8 protein-coding genes are annotated in these 17,125 nt (G+C 61.1%); 5 read left to right on the plus strand and 3 right to left on the minus strand.

The window, feature by feature from the left end:
* Positions 1–415 precede the first annotated feature (415 nt).
* The 3 genes from AB8A23_RS12390 to AB8A23_RS12400 all read left to right on the plus strand — a co-directional run bounded on the left by AB8A23_RS12390 (position 416) and on the right by AB8A23_RS12400 (position 5,128).
* Complete coding sequence (locus tag AB8A23_RS12390; protein ID WP_439059589.1) at positions 416–682, plus strand: helix-turn-helix domain-containing protein; 267 nt, start codon at positions 416–418, stop codon at positions 680–682.
* Positions 683–1,409: 727 nt separating this feature from the next.
* Positions 1,410–2,438 carry an ABC transporter substrate-binding protein gene (locus AB8A23_RS12395; RefSeq protein ID WP_439059588.1) on the plus strand — a complete coding sequence of 343 codons (1,029 nt, stop codon included), beginning with the start codon at positions 1,410–1,412 and terminating at the stop codon, positions 2,436–2,438.
* Positions 2,435–5,128, plus strand: a complete 2,694-nt coding sequence (locus AB8A23_RS12400) for an ATP-binding protein (protein ID WP_439059587.1) — start codon at positions 2,435–2,437, stop codon at positions 5,126–5,128. The genes AB8A23_RS12395 and AB8A23_RS12400 overlap by 4 nt, the downstream gene beginning before the upstream one ends.
* Here the strand turns inward: AB8A23_RS12400 and AB8A23_RS12405 are convergent.
* Both AB8A23_RS12405 and AB8A23_RS12410 read right to left on the minus strand, forming a co-directional pair.
* Positions 5,125–5,865: a response regulator transcription factor gene (locus AB8A23_RS12405; protein ID WP_093756926.1), complete on the minus strand. Its 741-nt coding sequence runs from the start codon at positions 5,863–5,865 to the stop codon at positions 5,125–5,127. The genes AB8A23_RS12400 and AB8A23_RS12405 overlap by 4 nt on opposite strands.
* A gap of 77 nt (positions 5,866–5,942) precedes the next feature.
* A complete protein-coding gene (locus tag AB8A23_RS12410; protein ID WP_439059586.1) occupies positions 5,943–7,526 on the minus strand; it encodes a ShlB/FhaC/HecB family hemolysin secretion/activation protein in 1,584 nt (527 codons plus the stop codon).
* 513 nt (positions 7,527–8,039) lie between these two features.
* On the opposite strand from AB8A23_RS12410, the gene AB8A23_RS12415 reads away from it, so the two are divergent.
* Both AB8A23_RS12415 and AB8A23_RS12420 read left to right on the plus strand, forming a co-directional pair.
* Positions 8,040–8,693, plus strand: a complete 654-nt coding sequence (locus tag AB8A23_RS12415) for a hypothetical protein (RefSeq protein ID WP_439059585.1) — start codon at positions 8,040–8,042, stop codon at positions 8,691–8,693.
* Between the two features lie 67 nt (positions 8,694–8,760).
* Positions 8,761–15,876 carry an MBG domain-containing protein gene (locus tag AB8A23_RS12420; protein ID WP_439059584.1) on the plus strand — a complete coding sequence of 2,372 codons (7,116 nt, stop codon included), beginning with the start codon at positions 8,761–8,763 and terminating at the stop codon, positions 15,874–15,876.
* Positions 15,877–16,334: 458 nt separating this feature from the next.
* Here AB8A23_RS12420 and AB8A23_RS12425 read toward each other — a convergent pair whose 3' ends face one another.
* Positions 16,335–17,111 (minus strand): SDR family oxidoreductase, encoded by a 777-nt coding sequence (locus tag AB8A23_RS12425; RefSeq protein ID WP_439059583.1) that lies wholly within the window; start codon positions 17,109–17,111, stop codon positions 16,335–16,337.
* Positions 17,112–17,125: the final 14 nt, after the last annotated feature.

Raw genomic sequence — 17,125 nt, forward strand, 5'->3', positions numbered from 1 at the left:
TCCGGGACCGGTCGTCGCTCCAGAGGCGTCAAATTACATCGCACAATTGAGGCGCATTGAGCCAACCGAAAACTGCCGGGTTCTGCGACTATGGCTAAGCACGATGTTGCCGACGATAGGTTTAGTTTGCCCCCTGCACCGTATCGGTCACAACTAGCCCTCCGCAACTTCACAGGTGGCTGTGAGATAGCATAGATCTCGGTAAGCAAGCATGACAGCCACCATGCCCGCCGCGACTCGTTGTTGTGGCTGATGCGGTCAGTGAAAATTCTCCTCACCGCCGTTGATGTCCGGATATGCTCGAAAAGTCCGTCGAAGTACGCTGTTGTACGCGAGGGCCCTCGGTTGCTCGCATTGACGTTGCTCGTCGCGCGGTCAACTCTCGCCGTCGAACGCTTTGCGATTGGGAGGCTTCGTGAGATACAGACGTCGGGAGAAGAACGGAGGACAGCAGTCACAGGCTACTCCATGCCTTCCAAAATCTGCTGAACCGCAGACGATTGCATTCTCCCAGCGGTTCACCTGTACGATCGACGAAGCATGTGAGGCGACCGGTTTGGGACGCACGAAGCTTTACGAACTGATAGGAGCGGGACATCTCGCGACCACAACGGTCGGACGTCGGCGACTTGTGGCAGTACAATCACTTCTGTCGCTTCTTAAAGCGAACATGTCGACGTGATGAGGCTACTTAAGTGGCGCGGCTACATTTCGGTCGTGTTTTCCTTCACACTCTCACTCTGAGGACGCGACCGTTCTCCCTCAACGGGTCAAGCGCGTCGGCCCAAAAACGCATCATCCGAACACGCTCCTGCCAGAATTCGACGGCGTGGGTATAGGCGCTACGGATTTCGTTCGCGCGGCAGAGCCAAATTTGTAGAGGTCGATTCTCGCCTATTTTAAATCAGCGTCGCGGGTGCTCGGCCAGGATGGGTATTAGTTGATCAAGATATCGGGCAATGTTCACAGGCCCGTCGTGTCCGAAGCTGCGAAGTATGCTATCCTACCGAAGCCAGTCGACGATATCCGCCCGCTGGCGGCCGGGCATTCGTTGTCCCGGCAAAACTCAGTCAACATTCGCAAATTGTTGGTATCGACGTTGGTAGCGTCTCGGATCAACCTAAAAAATCATGTGTCTTGTCAATATTATAGCTTTGCAATGCGGAGCCGCCCCTGGGCACCAAAGGTCCCGGGCCAGCCGATGGTGCTGGCAAAGCCAGCGAGCACTGTAATTCCCGTAATCGCACGGCACGCTTGCCGAGTTTGACCGTCTAGGCCCTCTCCCGTCGGGCGGCGAGCGCTTGACCGTTCTCGCTCAGGTCGTCCATTTCGGATATTTGAGAAAAGCGAGTAGTGGGACGTCCGCTCCCCGCGGTAGAACGTCTCGCTGTTGTGCTGGGAAATTCCTCATGCGGAAGACTATCGCGCTCCATCGACGAAGTGTTCTTGCGTTTGCTGCGATCTTGGCCCTGCCGCGTCTGGCGGTCGCGCAGGTGGCGCCCGAGCGGCGGCGCGTCTCATTCCTACTGAGCACCGCCTATGACGAGCCTATGACCGTTGCACGCCTGGCAGCGATGAAGGCCCGGCTTGGCGAGCTTGGATGGGTCGATGGGCGTGTGATCGAGTATGAAGCGCTGTCGTGTCTGAACGATCCGGTACAACGAAAGGCGATGGCCAAGCAGATCGTGGCGCGGACGCCGGATCTCATCATCACGGGTGGTGTGCTCGATGCGCAGGCCATTCTGAACGAGACCCAGACCATTCCGCTCGTCTTCTCGACGGCCGCGGATCCGGTCAGCAGCGGATTTGTGCAGAGCCTGGTGCGCCCTGGGGGAAATGCCACGGGCTTCACGACCAGCCATCCATCGATGGGCAGCAAATGGCTGGAGATCCTTTTGGAGCTTGCACCTCGCGTCAAGCGCGTCGGTGTGATCTTCAATCCGCTCTCCGCGCCGCGCAATGGCGACTACTATCTCGATCCGTTGAGGGAGATGGCGTCATCTTTCGGCGTTGACATCATCCCGCTTCCGATTTCGGATCCGGACAACATATCTGCGCAGATTGCCCGGCTCGGCGGTGCACCGGCCGGCGGACTTGTCGTGACGCCGGATGCGTTCACCGTCCTCAACCGCAAGGCGATCGTATCCGCTGTAGCGGCAAATGCGGTCCCGGCGGTCTATTCCTATCACTTCTTCATGAGTGAAGGTGGCCTGGTCTCCTATGGATTCAAGTATGAATCGGCGGCGTCGGAGCGCTCGGAGCTGGTGGAGGCGATGGTCGAATATATCGACCTGATCTTGCGCGGCGCCAAGCCCGCGGAGCTGCCAGTGCGATCGCCGCGCACCTATCAGCTGATCATCAATCTCAAGACCGCGAGGTCACTGAACCTGACGGTGCCGCCGGTGCTGCTGGCCCGCGCCGACAAGATCATAGAATGAGTGTGATCGGCGCCGATCGCGATGCACGACCGCCGGTGCGCGGCGGTCTGTTCCGCAAGTACCTCGTGTCCTTTCTGGTGGTCGTTTCGGCGGCGCTGATCGCCAATAATGTGATCGACGCGATATTCTCCTATCGCGAGCAGCAGCGCCTGCTGATCGCTGTGCAGCGCGAGCAGGCCAGCGCCGCGGCGGACAAGATCGATCAGTTCCTCAAGGAGATCGAGCGGCAGCTCGTCTGGTTATCCCAGCTCTCGCTGCAGATGCTTCCGCCGGAGGAAATGCGCATAACCGGCATTCGCCTGCTGCGCCTGACGCCGGCGATCTCCGAAATCGCCCAACTCGATCCGCAAGGTCGCGAGCAATTGCGCGTGTCGCGCTATGTGCGTGACATGGTCCGCAGCAATACGGACCTTTCGCAGTCTCCCGCATTCGTCGATGCGAAGGCACGCGGCATCTATTACGGGCCGATCTTCTTCTTCCGCGAGACCGAGCCGTATATCACGGTTGCCGTGAGCGGCGCGGATGGCGGCGTGATCATCGCCGATGTCAATCTGCGCTTCATGTGGGATCTCGTCTCGCAGATCAAGGTCGGCAATGAGGGCAATGCCTTCGTCGTCGATACGAGGGGGCGTCTGATTGCCCATCCCGATCTCCGCCTCGTGCTCAAGAACACCGACCTGTCGGGGCTTTCGCAGGTTGCGTCCGCGCTCGCGGGAAGCGCAGGCAGCGATGCGGATTCCGTCGTCACCGATCTGGCGGGAAAACGCGTTCTTTCGGTTCACACATCCATCGCGCCGGTCGGCTGGAAGGTGTTCGTTGAACTGCCAACTCACGAAGCCTATGCGTCGCTCTACGCGTCGATGCTCAATTCGGCGCTGCTGCTGCTTGTCTCGCTGTTCTGTGCGTTTATCGCGGCGCTGTTGCTCAGCCGTCGTATGGCCGATCCGATCCGTGCGTTGACGGAAGGTGCAGAACGCATCGGAAGCGGCGATCTCGATCAGAAACTCGTCATTCGGACGGGCGATGAACTGCAGACTTTGGGTGAGCAGTTCAACCGGATGGCAGAGCGCCTGCGGGAGTCATATCTGACCCTTGAAGGACGGGTTGTGGCGCGGACGACCGAGCTCGCGCAGGCGCGCGATCAAGCGATCGAGGAACGGGCAGAAGCGCATCACGCGCGACAGGCGGCCGAACTGGCCAATGAAACCAAGTCGCGCTTCCTCGCGGTCGTCAGTCATGAACTGCGGACTCCACTCAACGGCGTGATAGGCGTGCTGCAATTGCTCGATAATAGCCGCCTGGACGAGCGTCAGATCCGGTTGCTCACGGCCGCCAAGGTCTCGGGCGATACCCTGCTCGCACTGATCGAATCGATTCTCGACTATGCCCGCCTCGAAGCAGGCGCCGACAAGCTCGAATTCCGCAGTTTTCGCCTGGATCAACTGATCGAAGCAGATCTGGATCTGTTGAGGGAGGAGGCGGAGGCGAAGGGATTGACGTTGAGCCTGTCGATGCGAGGCGATGTGGCCGCGGATGTCGCCGGCGACCCGATCAAGCTGAATCGATTGGTGCTCAATTTACTCGGCAACGCTGTCAAATTCACCGCGCGAGGTAGCGTCCAGGTCGATCTCGCATTCGATACACTGGATGCTCCCGGCATGCTCCATCTGTCGGTTACGGATACGGGTATCGGAATCGCGCCGGATATTCAGGAGCGCATCTTCGAAGACTTCGTGCAGGCTGACAGCGATATCGAGCGTCGGTTCGGCGGGACGGGGCTTGGCCTCGCCATTTCCCGCCGGTTGGCGCGGCTGATGGCCGGCAATCTCTCGGTCCGCAGCGAACTCGGCAAGGGAAGCACGTTTACTCTGTCCATTCCCCTCGATCGGGCGCAACTGGTGCCGGCCGTTGTCGAGACGAGACCTCCGGCGACGAAGCTGTCCGTGCTGCTCGTCGATGACGATCCGGTCAATCGCGACGTGGGGCATGCCCTCCTTGTTCGTCTCGGTCACGAGCCAGTCGTAGCATCGAGTGGGGCCATGGCTCTGGAGCTCGTTCGCTCAGGTGCCTTCGACGTCGTACTCATGGATGTGCATATGCCGGAGATGGACGGCATTGCCACGGCCAGGCTCATTCGGAAACTGCAGCTTGATCGATCGCCACGGATTATCGCACTGACAGCCGACTTGTCGGATCGCACACAGGGACGGCTCACTGCCAATGGCATCCGCGCGCGCGTCGGCAAGCCGATCACGCTACAGGCGCTGCAATCAGCCTTGCAGGCGGGTGTCGACGATCTGCCAGGCGCCCCGGTTGGTGCGTCCGAGCTAACCGCAGGTTCTCTCATCGATGACGATTTCTTTAACGATCAGGAAGAACTGCTAGGGGTGCCCCGGTTGCGTGGTCTGCGCACCATCTTCCTTGACACCTGCCTTCCGCTGACGCGGAGCATGGTGGAAGCGGCCAGCATGGGGGATCGGCATCACATGCAACGCCTGGCGCATCGGATCGGCAGTGCGGCCAGTGCGCTCGGTCTCGAACGTCTGTTCTTCCAATGCAACGGGATCGAGGCTGATGCGGCGCGATTGCCGGCAGATGCGCTTGAAACTGTTGCCGTCCAGCTGGAGGCAACCTGCCGTGAATCTATCGCTGCGCTCAATGAACGGTTGCGAGAGTCCGAACAGGCCTAGCGCTTTGATTCGAGCATGAGTTTGTAACCTATGCCCGTCACGGTCGTGATCAGGGGCTGGTTGCTGCCGCTGGCGAGTTTGCGTCGGAGTCTGGCAACGAGGGCGTCGACGGTACGTATATCGACATCGGTCTGCCGATTGCTGACGACTTCGATCAGATACTCCCGGCTGAGCGGCCTGCCGTCGGCGCCGACCAGCGCTGCGAGCAGATCAAATTCGGCGCGCGTGAGATGCACCAGCTCGCCGCCGAGCGTGGACAGTTCGCGTCGCACGAGATCGATGATCCAGCGTCCGAAGACGATCGTGGTGCCGGCGGTCGCGGCGTCACGCTCGATCGCGCGGCGCCTGAGGACCGAGCGAGCGCGCGCGAGCAGGTCGCGCAGGTTAATCGGCTTCGTGACGTAGTGATCGCCAGCCACCTCGAGGCCAAGGATCCGATCAACTTCGGTATCGCGGCGCGTGACGAATATGATGCCGGCCTGGCTTACGCTCTGGATCTCTCTCGCGAGTTCGAACCCATCGCCGTCCGGAAGCTGAACGTCGATGAAAACGAGCTCGGCGCCGTTCTTCCTGATCTTCTGACGGCACTCAGCGCAATTTGCCGCTTCGGCGACGTCAAAGTTGTGATCGGTGAAGTAACCGGCCAGCATGGCCCGCGTCACGGGGTCGTCCTCGACGATCAGGAGCCGGTCGCGGCGCTGCGAATCTCGGTTAAATGAAGGGACCGGCGCCGACATCTTGTGCTCCTGCCGTATCAATGGAATGGCATCTGACCGAAAGCAAGTGATCTGTCCGTTGTTGCCATCTCTGGAGTCTAGTAGCGGATCGAGCCGCCGGCGAACACCATCCAGCCGTCGAGGCTGGAAGCGCTGGCGCGTCGTTCGCTCAGCTCCACGAAGCCGGACAGCGACGGGGCGTCGGGTGCCTGCGGCGCGAGCTGGAAGCGCATACCGCCACCATAGTTGTTCGCGCGAATGACGGGGATTTCCAATACGGTCGGCATTTCATAGCGGCGCTCGCCAGTAGCTGCAAAGACGTAAGGTACGATTGCATGCGGTTCGGCGATGAACGGGAGCTGGGTGCTCCAGCCGAACTCTCCGCGTCCCACCCAGCCTGTATCGCCGGCGAGCGTGCCGGCGGCGAAGCCGGACAGCATGTTGGTGCCAATGATCGGAAACTGCTCGGATGTGAGCATCGGGCGACCGAATGATGTCTGGCCTGCGAGTCCTGCCGAGAGAAACAGATTCTCGGGAAGCGTTTGCATGACGTCGATGCGACCGTCGAGCTTGCTGAATTCGGCGTCTGCGCCTTGCCGCGAAAGTGGGAGCAACGGCGTTGCATCGGCTATGGAGCGGGCCCCAAGCGCATTGATGCCGTGAGAATAGGTTGCCGTGTAGCTGAGGGTGGTTCCGCTTTCGCGTAGTCGCAGGATGCCGTCGAGGCCGACGCGTGGCACGCGCGTACGGTCAAGCGATAGCGGCGTGGCCGGTGTCGTAATCAGCGTGCTGACCTGTTCCTCTGTGAGATCAAATCGCGCATTGAAGCTCAGTTCGGTGTCGCGGCGTTTGACAATATCGTAGGCGAGTTTTGCGCGCCCTTGCCGGAAAACACCCTGTGATGCGAATATCGCATCAACCCGCGGGGTCGTGCGACCATCGGTGACGCCGAGTTCGAACCGCCAGCCGTCGATACCGAGTGGGACGGCGAGGTTTGCACCGAGATAGCGGCGCGTAGGATAGGGCGTCACGAAATCATTGTCGGGCAGTCCGGCGATGGAGATCGAGATCTGTTCGCCAAATCCCGTCAGATTGTTGAGCGAGAAATACGTTGCCGCCTGCCACTCGCCAAAGGATTTGGGCATGCCATTGTCGAGATAGAGGCTCGCCGAGACTGGCCTGTACCGGCCGCTAAGCACCAGAACAGAGCTGCCGACGGCCGAGCCGGAAGCAAAAGTGGCATTGAGAACGAGACCCGGTGTATCGCCCGCAATCAGCAATTGCCGTTCGAGTTCGCTCTGCGTGAGGCGTCGCTTGTTGAGCAACGGCGCCAGCACGGCTGCAACGCGAGCAGCCGATGTTCCGGACAGGGTGCTGGTATCGAATTTCTCGACATAGCCGTCAATGACGCGCAGCTTTACACGTGCGCGCCGATCAAGTTCCTGGGGCAGGATGACGACGCGCACGAGCGGGTAGCCTGCGCGCACATAGGCTTGCTGCAACTTGTCGGCAAGGCCGAACAGATCTGCGACCGTAACGGACCTTCCCAGCAGCGTCGCCGCGGCTTCTTTTCTCGCTATGGCGATCTCATCAAATTCGCCTTCGATGTCGATCCCGGTTAGGATGAAAGTCAGCTTTTTGGCGGCGTCCGGCACGGTTGAGCCGGCGGCGATTTGCGGCAAGGTAATACGCGTCGATGCGGGCGGCGTGGCAATCGTGGGTGGTTGTACGAGGCTTGGTGCGGGAGCGGGGGATTGAGCGAGCGCGCCGCTGCACGGCGATCCCAAGGCGATTGCGATCAACGCCAAGGATTTCTTTGTCGAACGAATAGACATCAAGACAGCCCCAGAACTTCCCACGTGCAGTGCGCATGCATCCGTCGGTCATGCGCAATCCGACGACTGGCATCGTCAGGCTGCAGCGACGCGGCGCATATATGCATGGATAGTTTGGGCATGCATCAACCATAACGGTCGTTGATGGCCGATGTGAACGAGCGTTCACACGGTGTTCGAAACTGATTGCATCCAGCCCCTAATAAGACGCTGGTATCATGGGCATCGGCCGCGTTTGCGCAGCCCGGGGCGGTTCTGCGCTCAACCGATGCAATTGATCGCTTAGGAGTTGAGCAGGTGAGAGATCGTTTCGGCACTTCCATTCGTTGTGATTCCGCTTCGCATGCGCTCAAGCGCGCGATGGCACGGTTGATCCTCGTTGCCGCGATTGTCGCGGGCGTGGTCGATGTTTTGCCGGCCCGGGCGCAGCAGGAAGCACCGAAATATGAAGTCACCGGATTCCGCGATGCCCGTTTCGGCATGACGGAGGCGGAGGTGCGGGCCATCGTGACGAAGGCATTCAATGTCAAGGGGACCGACATCGCGAGCAGCGTGAACAGCATCGAGGGCACGAATGTCCTGACCGTCGCTGTGCCGTCGCTCGATCCTGGTCCGGGCGCTGCACGGGTCGCCTACATCTTCGGCAACAAGTGGAAGAAGCTCATTCAGGTCAATGTCGTCTGGGGCGAGGTCGCCTCCACGCCGCCGGTCGATCCCAATGCGATGATCACTGCCGGCACGCGTCTTGAGCGCTATCTCGCAGGCTTTGTCTGGAAGAAGGACACGCTCCGCTCCGGCATTCCCGTTGGCGACAATACGATTGTGCTGTTCGCCGGCGAGGATGAGAAGAAGGGGGCGGTCCGGCTGATCGCCGATGGCGTCAAATACCAGATGCAGCGCGAAGGCAATCAGACCACGTCGCCGGACCCGAAGGGGCCGCCGAAGCTGATCATCAACTACATCGCTGAACGCGACGATCCCGACATTGCGCGGATCGAGCGCGGCAAATTCTAAACAGGGCAGACAAGACGACCTCGGGAGCGCCGGTCAACGGCGCCCGTGCAGGTGACAGGAGCTGGGCATGACACAGACATATGACGTGACGCCGATCCGCGGCAGCGTGAGGGCGGCTTTCGCACCGCTGGTGTTCGGCTGCGTGGTGTTCAGTGGCAGCATTGCACTGGCGCAGACGCTGCCGGGCGGAGGCACCGTGACCCATGGCACCGCGAGTATCGCCGCGCCGTCGAACGGGACGCTGAACGTCAACCAATCCTCGAACAGCGCCATCATCAACTGGAATTCGTTCTCGATCGGTGCCGGTGGCACCGTCAACTTCAACCAGCCGAGCGCGGCGGCTGCCACCCTCAACCGCGTTACGGGTACCACGCCCTCCAGCATCGCCGGCACGATCAACGCGCCCGGCACCGTGCTGCTGGTTAATCCGAACGGTATCGCGATCACTAATACGGGTGTCGTCAATACTGGCTCTTTCGCGGCCTCAACGCTCGACATCAGGAACGAGGACTTCCTATCGGGCAAATACAAGTTTACCGGTAACGGCTCCTCGGCTGTTGTCACCAATGCCGGCCGCATCAACGTGTCCGACGGCGGCTTCGCAGCGTTGCTCGGTGGCCGCGTCGCCAATGACGGCGTCATTTCAGCGCGGCTCGGCAAGGTCGGTCTCGGCTCCGGCGAGATGATTACGCTCGATCTGTCCGGCGACGGCTTCCTGTCGGTCGCTGTACCGTCCAACCAGCTTGGCAATCTCGTCGATGGCACCGGCAAGGCGCTGGTGACCAATAGCGGAAAGATCCGTGCCGATGGCGGACAGGTGTTCCTCAGCGCCGCCACGGCGAACAACATCCTGCGCGATGCGGTGAACGTCCCGGGCACGATCCGCGCCAATTCGGTCGGCACCCGCGCCGGGCGCATCGTGCTCGGTGGCGGCGAGGGTGGCCGCGTCAACGTGTCCGGCCGTGTCACGGCGACCGGCAAGTCGCGCAATCAGGTGGCTGCCAAAAAGACAGGCGGCCAGATCGACATCAGCGGCGCCGAGATCGCGCTGGCCGGTGCGCGCATCGACGCGTCGGGCGCGGCCGGCGGCGGCGGCGTTCGCATCGGTGGCGATGCCTATGGTCGCGGCGATTTCCAGCATGCCGTCAAGGTCACGGCGGATTCGGCGACGGTGATCCGCGCCGACGCGCTGGACAGCGGCAAGGGCGGCAAGATCGTGCTGTGGTCGGACGGTCTCACCAGCGTGCGCAGTACGTTGTCGGCGCGCGGCGGTGTCAATGGCGGCGACGGCGGCCTCATTGAGACCTCGGGCAAGCAGCTTGATTTCGCCGGCATCCGCGTCGATGCGTCAGCGCCGAAGGGCCGCACCGGCGACTGGCTGCTCGATCCGGTCACACTGACCATCGATTCCGCGGCGGCGGCGACCATCGGCGCCAATCTCGGCGCGGCCAATGTCACGCTGATCACCACGGCATCGTCCGCGAGCGGCCCGGGCAACCAGACGCAGGGCGCCGGCGATATCATCATCAATGCGCCGATCTCCTGGACATCGGCCAATACGCTGTATCTCAATGCCTATCGCGACATCCAGATCAACGGCACGATATCCGGCCGCAACGGGACGCTGTGGCTGACGTCGCCCGGCAGCATCTCGCAGACCGCGCCGATCATGGTGTCTAACCTGGTGCTCCCGATGACGTTCACGTCGGTATCACTGACCAGCGCCGGTAATGTCGTCGGCCGGCTGTCGAGCGATACAGCGAGTGTGGGCTGGGGGAACGAAGACCCGCAGCCGTTTACTCCCGGTTCGGTGGCCTTCACCAACAACGGCAATCTGGTAACCGGCGACCTCATTGGGCGCGATATATCGCTGGTGATCGGCGGCTCGCTCACTTTCGAAGGCAGCATTCGCGCAACAGGGACGGCGGCCTCGACCTCGACATCGATCGTGGCGTCGGGCGACGTCACTGCCGGAAGGATCGGCAGCATTGTCGGCGGCAATATATCGATCACGTCGGGTGGTGCGATCACCACCAACTCGCTGGGCTCGTTCGGCACGATCAATCTGCGGTCGGCCGGAAATATCCAGATCAACGATCACATTTCCAACTTCAACAGTGCGCTGACTTCGGTGACGCTCCGCTCCGACAACGGCCTCGTCAACTTCGCGTCCAATGCGCGGGTGAATACGGCCACGCCCGTCGAAATCTTTTACAATCCCTATGCGGCAACCGGCAGCTACGCCAATACGATCAACTATTCCAGCATCACGCAGAGCGGCTACGGCGCGACCGTGGCAGCGTATATGCTGGTGAATGATGTCTACCAATTGAAGGGAATCGAATCCAATCTCGGCGGTACCTACGCGCTGGGCCGGGACATCGATGCCAGCGTGACGTCGACCTGGACCTGTCTGAGCGGCATCTGCCGCGGCTTCGATCCGATCGGTGCGTTTGGAGATGGTCGCCCCTATCAGGGCTTCACCGGTACGCTCGATGGCCGCGGCTATGCGATCCTGAACATGTACCAACGCCGCGGCGAAGGGCAGGTCGGCGGTGGCGATGTCGGCGTGTTCTACCAGAACAATGGCACGATCCGGAATGTCGGTATCATCGGCGGTTCGTTCAGTGGCAATGCCAGCTATGTCGGTTCGATCGCCGCAGAGAACAATGGCACGCTGACGAATGTTTATTCGACGGCGAGCGTGACCAACATCGCCAGTTCGCTGGGCGCGGGCGGTCTGGTGGCACGCAATAATGGCATCATCAATGGCGGCTCCTATTCGACCGGTGCCATCCGCGGCTATGTTGTTGGCGGCATCGCCGGCTACAATTACGGTACCATCCAGGACTCCTATTCGGCCGGCTCGGTCACCGGCGCGACGGCAGGTGGCATTGCCGGCATCAATGGCGAAGGCGCCATGGTCCGCTGGACTTATTCGCTTGCCAGCGTGAACGGCACGAGCTGGACCGGCGGTCTTGTTGGCGAAAATCAATGGAGCGTGATGGGCTTCGCGTCGCTTCAAGATTCGTATTTCGCGGGCGTGGTGTCCGGCACCAATGTGGGTGGCATCGTCGGGCGCAACCAGTTCCGCGACTGGGATACGATGGAAAGCTTCAATTCCCAGCACAGCCAGTCAGCACGCATCTGGCATGTTTACTGGGATCAGGCCACGTCCGGCACCAGCCGCGCCTTCGGTCGCTCCTATCACGACATGCCCGGCGGCTGGACGTCGGAGCAGATTCAATATGTTGCTGCGCTGAACACGAATTCCGACAACAGCCCGTATTCGCTTAACTCCTACAGCAATTTCAACGACCCGAACTATCTCAATGGATACCAGGAAGGCAACTTTCACTCCCACTGGTACATGGTGGACGGCTATACGCGTCCGTTCCTGAAGGCCGAATATTCGACCAACATCCAGAACCTGCACCAGTTGCAACTGGTGAATATGAACGGTGCTGCCAGTTACAAGCTTGCGCGCGACATCAACGCGTCGGCAGAATTGTCCACCGGGATGTGGAAGGGCAACGCCTTCTCGCCGATCTCGCCGATCAGCTATAGCGGTTACACGACGAAGTACTTCATGCGCCTGCAATTTGGCGAGAATCGACCGTCCGATTCGTATGAGGTCTGGAACAATGGAGTGCGCGAGGTCTACACGACTGTTTATACGCTGGGGGAGACAGGATATTCGCAGTCGGGACAGTACGCCGACTACGCGAAAACGGCAGCCTCGTTCACCGGAACATTGGACGGCCAGGGTCACGCGATCAGAAACCTCTTCGTGAATATGACCGACGGCAATCATGCGGGCGTGTTTGCCTATCTGGCATCCGGCAGCGTGGTGAAGAATCTCGGCGTCGTCGATAGCAGGATCATAGCCGACTGGGGATCTGCCGGCTCGATCGCTGGCGTGAGCGACGGCACGATCTTCCGCTCATGGGCGTCGCGCAGCGATGACGCGAGCGGGGTCTATTCGAACTGGGCCGCCGGCGGCCTGGTCGGCTACAATCGCGGCACGATCGAAGAGTCCTACAGCACAGTCGCGGTCGAGGCTGTTGGCCAGCAGTCTGATTACGTCACCTTTGTCGGCCAAGGGGGCGGCCTCGCCGGCGTCAACGTGAACGAAAACGGCGGACCCGGGCGGATCGTCAATTCCTATGCGACGGGCCTCGTGCGCGGCAATGGCACGATCGGCGGTCTCGTCGGTACCAATGCGACCAATGACGGCACGGGCACCATCATTAATTCCTATACGACCGGGCGGCTCGACCGAGCCTGGAACTATGGGGTGCACTTTGTCGGCTCGGTCGTCGGGCGCAATGTAAGCGACAACGGGCGGACGGGAACGGTCACCAATACGTATTACGATTCCAGCGTCTCGAATCCGTCCTGGCTCAATCCCAATCGTGGCCAGACCTTCGTCGGCACCGGCCTGACCACGGCGCAGATGCAGGATCTCAACACGTTCCGCACCGTCTATACCGGCTGGGATTATCGCAACGTCTGGATCCCGTCGAACAGCGCGGGCCAGTCGGACGGCGTCGCGCGCTATCCGGAATTCTACTGGGCCAATCACGTCGCCGTCGTCGAGACATCGAATGCCACGCGCATGTATGGCGATGCCAATACGACGCTGGCGGCGATGATCTACGGCCTCAAAAACTACGATACGCCGAACAAGATTCCGCTTGCCCTGAGCACCACCGCCAATCAGTCGTCGGGCGTCGGTACCTATGCCGTGACGGCGGGGATGACCGTCCTGCCGCCGCAGGTTGTCGGCGCTGGTGCCCCGAGCCAGGGCGGGTTTGGACCGCAATATCTCGGCATGCGGATCAACAACGGGAACGACATCCTGTGGGATCGGAATTCGACCGCGCAGCAGATCGCGGATCGCATCAATCAGTTCACCTCGCAGAACGGCGTATCCGCCACGGTCAACGGCAATGGTGCGATCGTTCTCACCGGTACGTCGGACTTCTTCCTGGTTCCGATGGGCGTGACTATTGGCGATGGCGTGGCGTGGCTGCGCATGACGCCGTATGTGACCAACCGTCCTACCCAGCTCCAGCCCGTCAGCAATGACGGATCGACCTATCGCATCGTCAATCTGCCGAGCGGGCAACTGACGGTAACGCAGCGTGCGATCACGGTGGCGGCCGATGCCGGTCAGGGCAAGACCTATGGCGACACAGGTTCCGCCCTCACCTGGCAGGTGACCAGTGGATCGTTGGTGAATGGCGACAGTCTCACCGGCACGATCGGCCGCGCCGCGGGCGAGAATGCCGGCAACTATACTATCAATCAGGGCTCGCTCGCCGCATCCTCGAATTATCGGGTGAGCTTCGTCGGGACCGATTACAGTATAGCCAAGCGCACCGTCACGCTGTCGCTCACTGGCGCTGTCCAGAAGCAGTATGACGGTACCAACACCGCCGCGCTCGGCGCCAGCAATTTCACGCTGAGCAATGTGGTTGCGGGCGATGCCGGGCTGCTATCGGTGGCGAACCTGCCGACCTCGGGCAGCTATGACAATGCCAATGCCGGAAGCGGCAAGACCGTCACCTTCAATCTCGGTTCCGGCGGCCTCGCCGGCAGCGCGGCCGGCAATTACACGCTGGTCGTCACGAACAGCCGCAATATTGGCAGTGTCACCAAGGCAGCGCTGACCATCACGGCGAACGACCAGTCCAAGACCTATGGCGATACGCTCGCCCTCGGCAGCACCGGTTACAGTGTCGGCGGCACGCTCTATGGCACCGATCGTGTGACGGGTGTGACACTGGCGAGCCTCGGCGCAGACGCACTGGCGAATGTGACCGGCGCGCCTTACGGGATCACGGCCAGCAATGCACTCGGCAATGGCCTCAGCAATTACACCATCAGCTATGTCGGCGGTTCGCTGTCGGTCGCTGCGGCGGACATCATCGTGTCGGCGAATGGTGGCAGCTCGGTCTATGGCCAGTCGCCGTCCAATCCGGGCCTCTCGGCGAATGGTTTGAAGAACGGTCAGGATGTCGATGTCCTGACCGGCCTGAGCAACTCGTTCGGCATCCTGCCGACGACGGGCGTGGCTGGCGGTCCGTATACGCTCAGCGTGGCGGGAACACTGACCAATGCGAATTATCGCGTGGCGGCGCGCAACGACGCCAGCTGGACCGTCACACCGGCGTCTATCGTGGTCTCGGCCAATGGCGGCACATCGGTCTATGGCAGCTCGCCGCTCAATCCTGGTCTGTCGGCCACCGGCTTGCAGAATAACGAGGGCGTCGACGTTCTTGCGGGCCTTCGCAACTCGTTCGGCATTACCGCGACCAGCGGCGTGGCACATGGGCCATATGCGCTCAGCGTGCTCGGCACGCTGGCCAATCCAAACTATCAGGTCTCCGCGTTCAATCCGGGTAGCTGGACCGTCACGCCAGCCTCCATTGTTGTCACGGCCAATGGCGGCACATCGGTCTATGGCAGTTCGCCGCTCAATCCCGGCCTGTCGGCCATCGGTTTGCAGAACGGTCAGGGGATTGAGGTTTTGACCGGGCTCGTCAATTCGTTCGGCATCACCGGCCGGACCGGCGTCGCGGGCAATCCCTATCTGCTCGACGTAGCCGGAACGCTGACCAATCCGAACTATGCGATCTCGGCCCGCAACAGTGGCTCCTGGATCGTGACGGCCGCGCCGCTGACAGTCACCGCAGATCCCCAGAGCAAGATGTTCGCAGAGCTTGATCCGGCGCTGACCTATCGTCTCACCGGCGGCACGCTGTTCAACGGCGATCGCTTCTCCGGCTCGCTGGAGCGCGCGCTGGGTGATGTGGTGGGCGACTATGCCATTCGGCTAGGCTCGCTCGGCGTTTCGCCTAACTATGCGCTGAGCTATGACGGGGCAGTTTTCACAATCAAGTCGTTCAACGTCTCGCTCGCGCCGAGCCCCGGTCTGATCGCCGTGGTCAACCCGGCGGCGCCAACGACCAATACGATGTCGCCGTCTCCTGTCGGCAGTCCGAAGTCCTCCTTCGATAACCTCTTCCAGGAGCCGCCGAGATCGCCGGCTCCAACCGGAATCGTCGCCGGCAGTGCTGGCGGGAGAACCAACACTAACGGATCGTCCAACGATGACGTGACGAACTCCGTCGGTGGTGAGCGCGGCGGCGACAGAAAGCGGAGGAACGGTCGGTGAAACAACTTTCGCCGGCAGCTCCGCGTCTCTGAATTGCTCTCAAATAAACGGATAGTTGTGATGAGAGACGTGTGCTGAAAGAAAGGATGGGAACTCTTGGCGCCGCGCGATCGCTCTTAGCTCACGCCAAGCTTAAAAGCACTATGCGGCTTTATGCCGATGGCACGGTTACAAAATGGCTGCAGCAAGTCAGCGGCAAGTCAGTGATTTCTTCGTGGCGGAAGCTGGCGTCACAACGGCGATTCGGGCCGCGGACTATTTTGATTCCGGTTTGTACTTGGCGACAGTGAATTAGCAGCCGGCTCCGCAAGCTACTTGCCCGATCTAGCAGGATGCGAAAGGTCTGCAATCGATGTAAAGCTGACGTCAAGCTGTCACGAAAGGCCAGCTTTTGCGCCTTGCTAGGGACTGCTTTGCAGTGTCGTCAGTTGGCTTGCTCGAGTCTTGAGCATCGACGGCTAGCCCAGCATTTGGGTGTCGCCGCAGATCGAAATAGCCTGGCCCGAGATCGTGCGTCCGCGTGGGCTGGCCAGGAGCAGGATCTGGTCGGCAATCTGTTCCGGTGTGACGTAGTCCTTGATTGACGTATAGGAGAACGCCGTTTTCTCCATCTCCGCAAAGGAAATGCCGCGCTGCTGCGCCTTGGCTTCCAGCACGCGGCGCTGGCGATCGCCGGCGACGAGGCCGGGCAGGATCGCGTTGACGCGGATGTTATCGGGGCCGAGCTCGATGGAGAGCGATTTCGTGAAGCCGATGACGCCCCATTTCGCCGCCGCATAGGGCGAGCGCATCGCGAAGCCCACGCGGCCTGCCGCCGAGGACAGGTTGACGATGGAGCCGTTGCTGCTCTGGCGCAGCAGCGGTACGGCGAGGCGCGTGCAGTTGAACTGGCCGGTCAGGCAGATGTTCAGGCAACGATCCCAGTCATCGGGATGCATCTCCTCGACCTTGGCGGTCGGGCCTGCGACGCCGGCATTGTTGACGAGGACATCGAGGCCGCCGAGTTTAGCTGTTGCTTCATCGAACAGCCTTTGAACTGACGCACGATCAGCAACGTCGCAATGTGTCTGGATGATTGTGGGATCACTCGCTGTGAGTGCGGCAAGAGCAGCTTGGTCCACATCGCAGACATGAACGCGTGCGCCTTCGCCGGCAAAGGCGCGGGCGATGGCCAGGCCGATTCCGTTGGCGCCCGCGGTAACGATGACGCGCAAACCCTTGATGTTGAGATCCATGGTGGCTCCGGGGA

This window comes from Tardiphaga sp. 619_E2_N8_4, from assembly GCF_051810905.1.
Classification (GTDB): Bacteria; Pseudomonadota; Alphaproteobacteria; order Rhizobiales; family Xanthobacteraceae; genus Tardiphaga; species Tardiphaga robiniae.

Bases quoted from the DNA above. Each gene is read 5' to 3' on its own strand.
- AB8A23_RS12395 (WP_439059588.1), top strand. From the start codon at position 1,410: ATGCGGAAGACTATCGCGCTCCATCGACGAAGTGTTCTTGCGTTTGCT.
- AB8A23_RS12415 (WP_439059585.1), top strand. From the start codon at position 8,040: ATGGCACGGTTGATCCTCGTTGCCGCGATTGTCGCGGGCGTGGTCGAT.
- AB8A23_RS12405 (WP_093756926.1), bottom strand. From the start codon at position 5,865: ATGTCGGCGCCGGTCCCTTCATTTAACCGAGATTCGCAGCGCCGCGAC.
- AB8A23_RS12400 (WP_439059587.1), top strand. From the start codon at position 2,435: ATGAGTGTGATCGGCGCCGATCGCGATGCACGACCGCCGGTGCGCGGC.
- AB8A23_RS12420 (WP_439059584.1), top strand. From the start codon at position 8,761: ATGACACAGACATATGACGTGACGCCGATCCGCGGCAGCGTGAGGGCG.
- AB8A23_RS12425 (WP_439059583.1), bottom strand. From the start codon at position 17,111: ATGGATCTCAACATCAAGGGTTTGCGCGTCATCGTTACCGCGGGCGCC.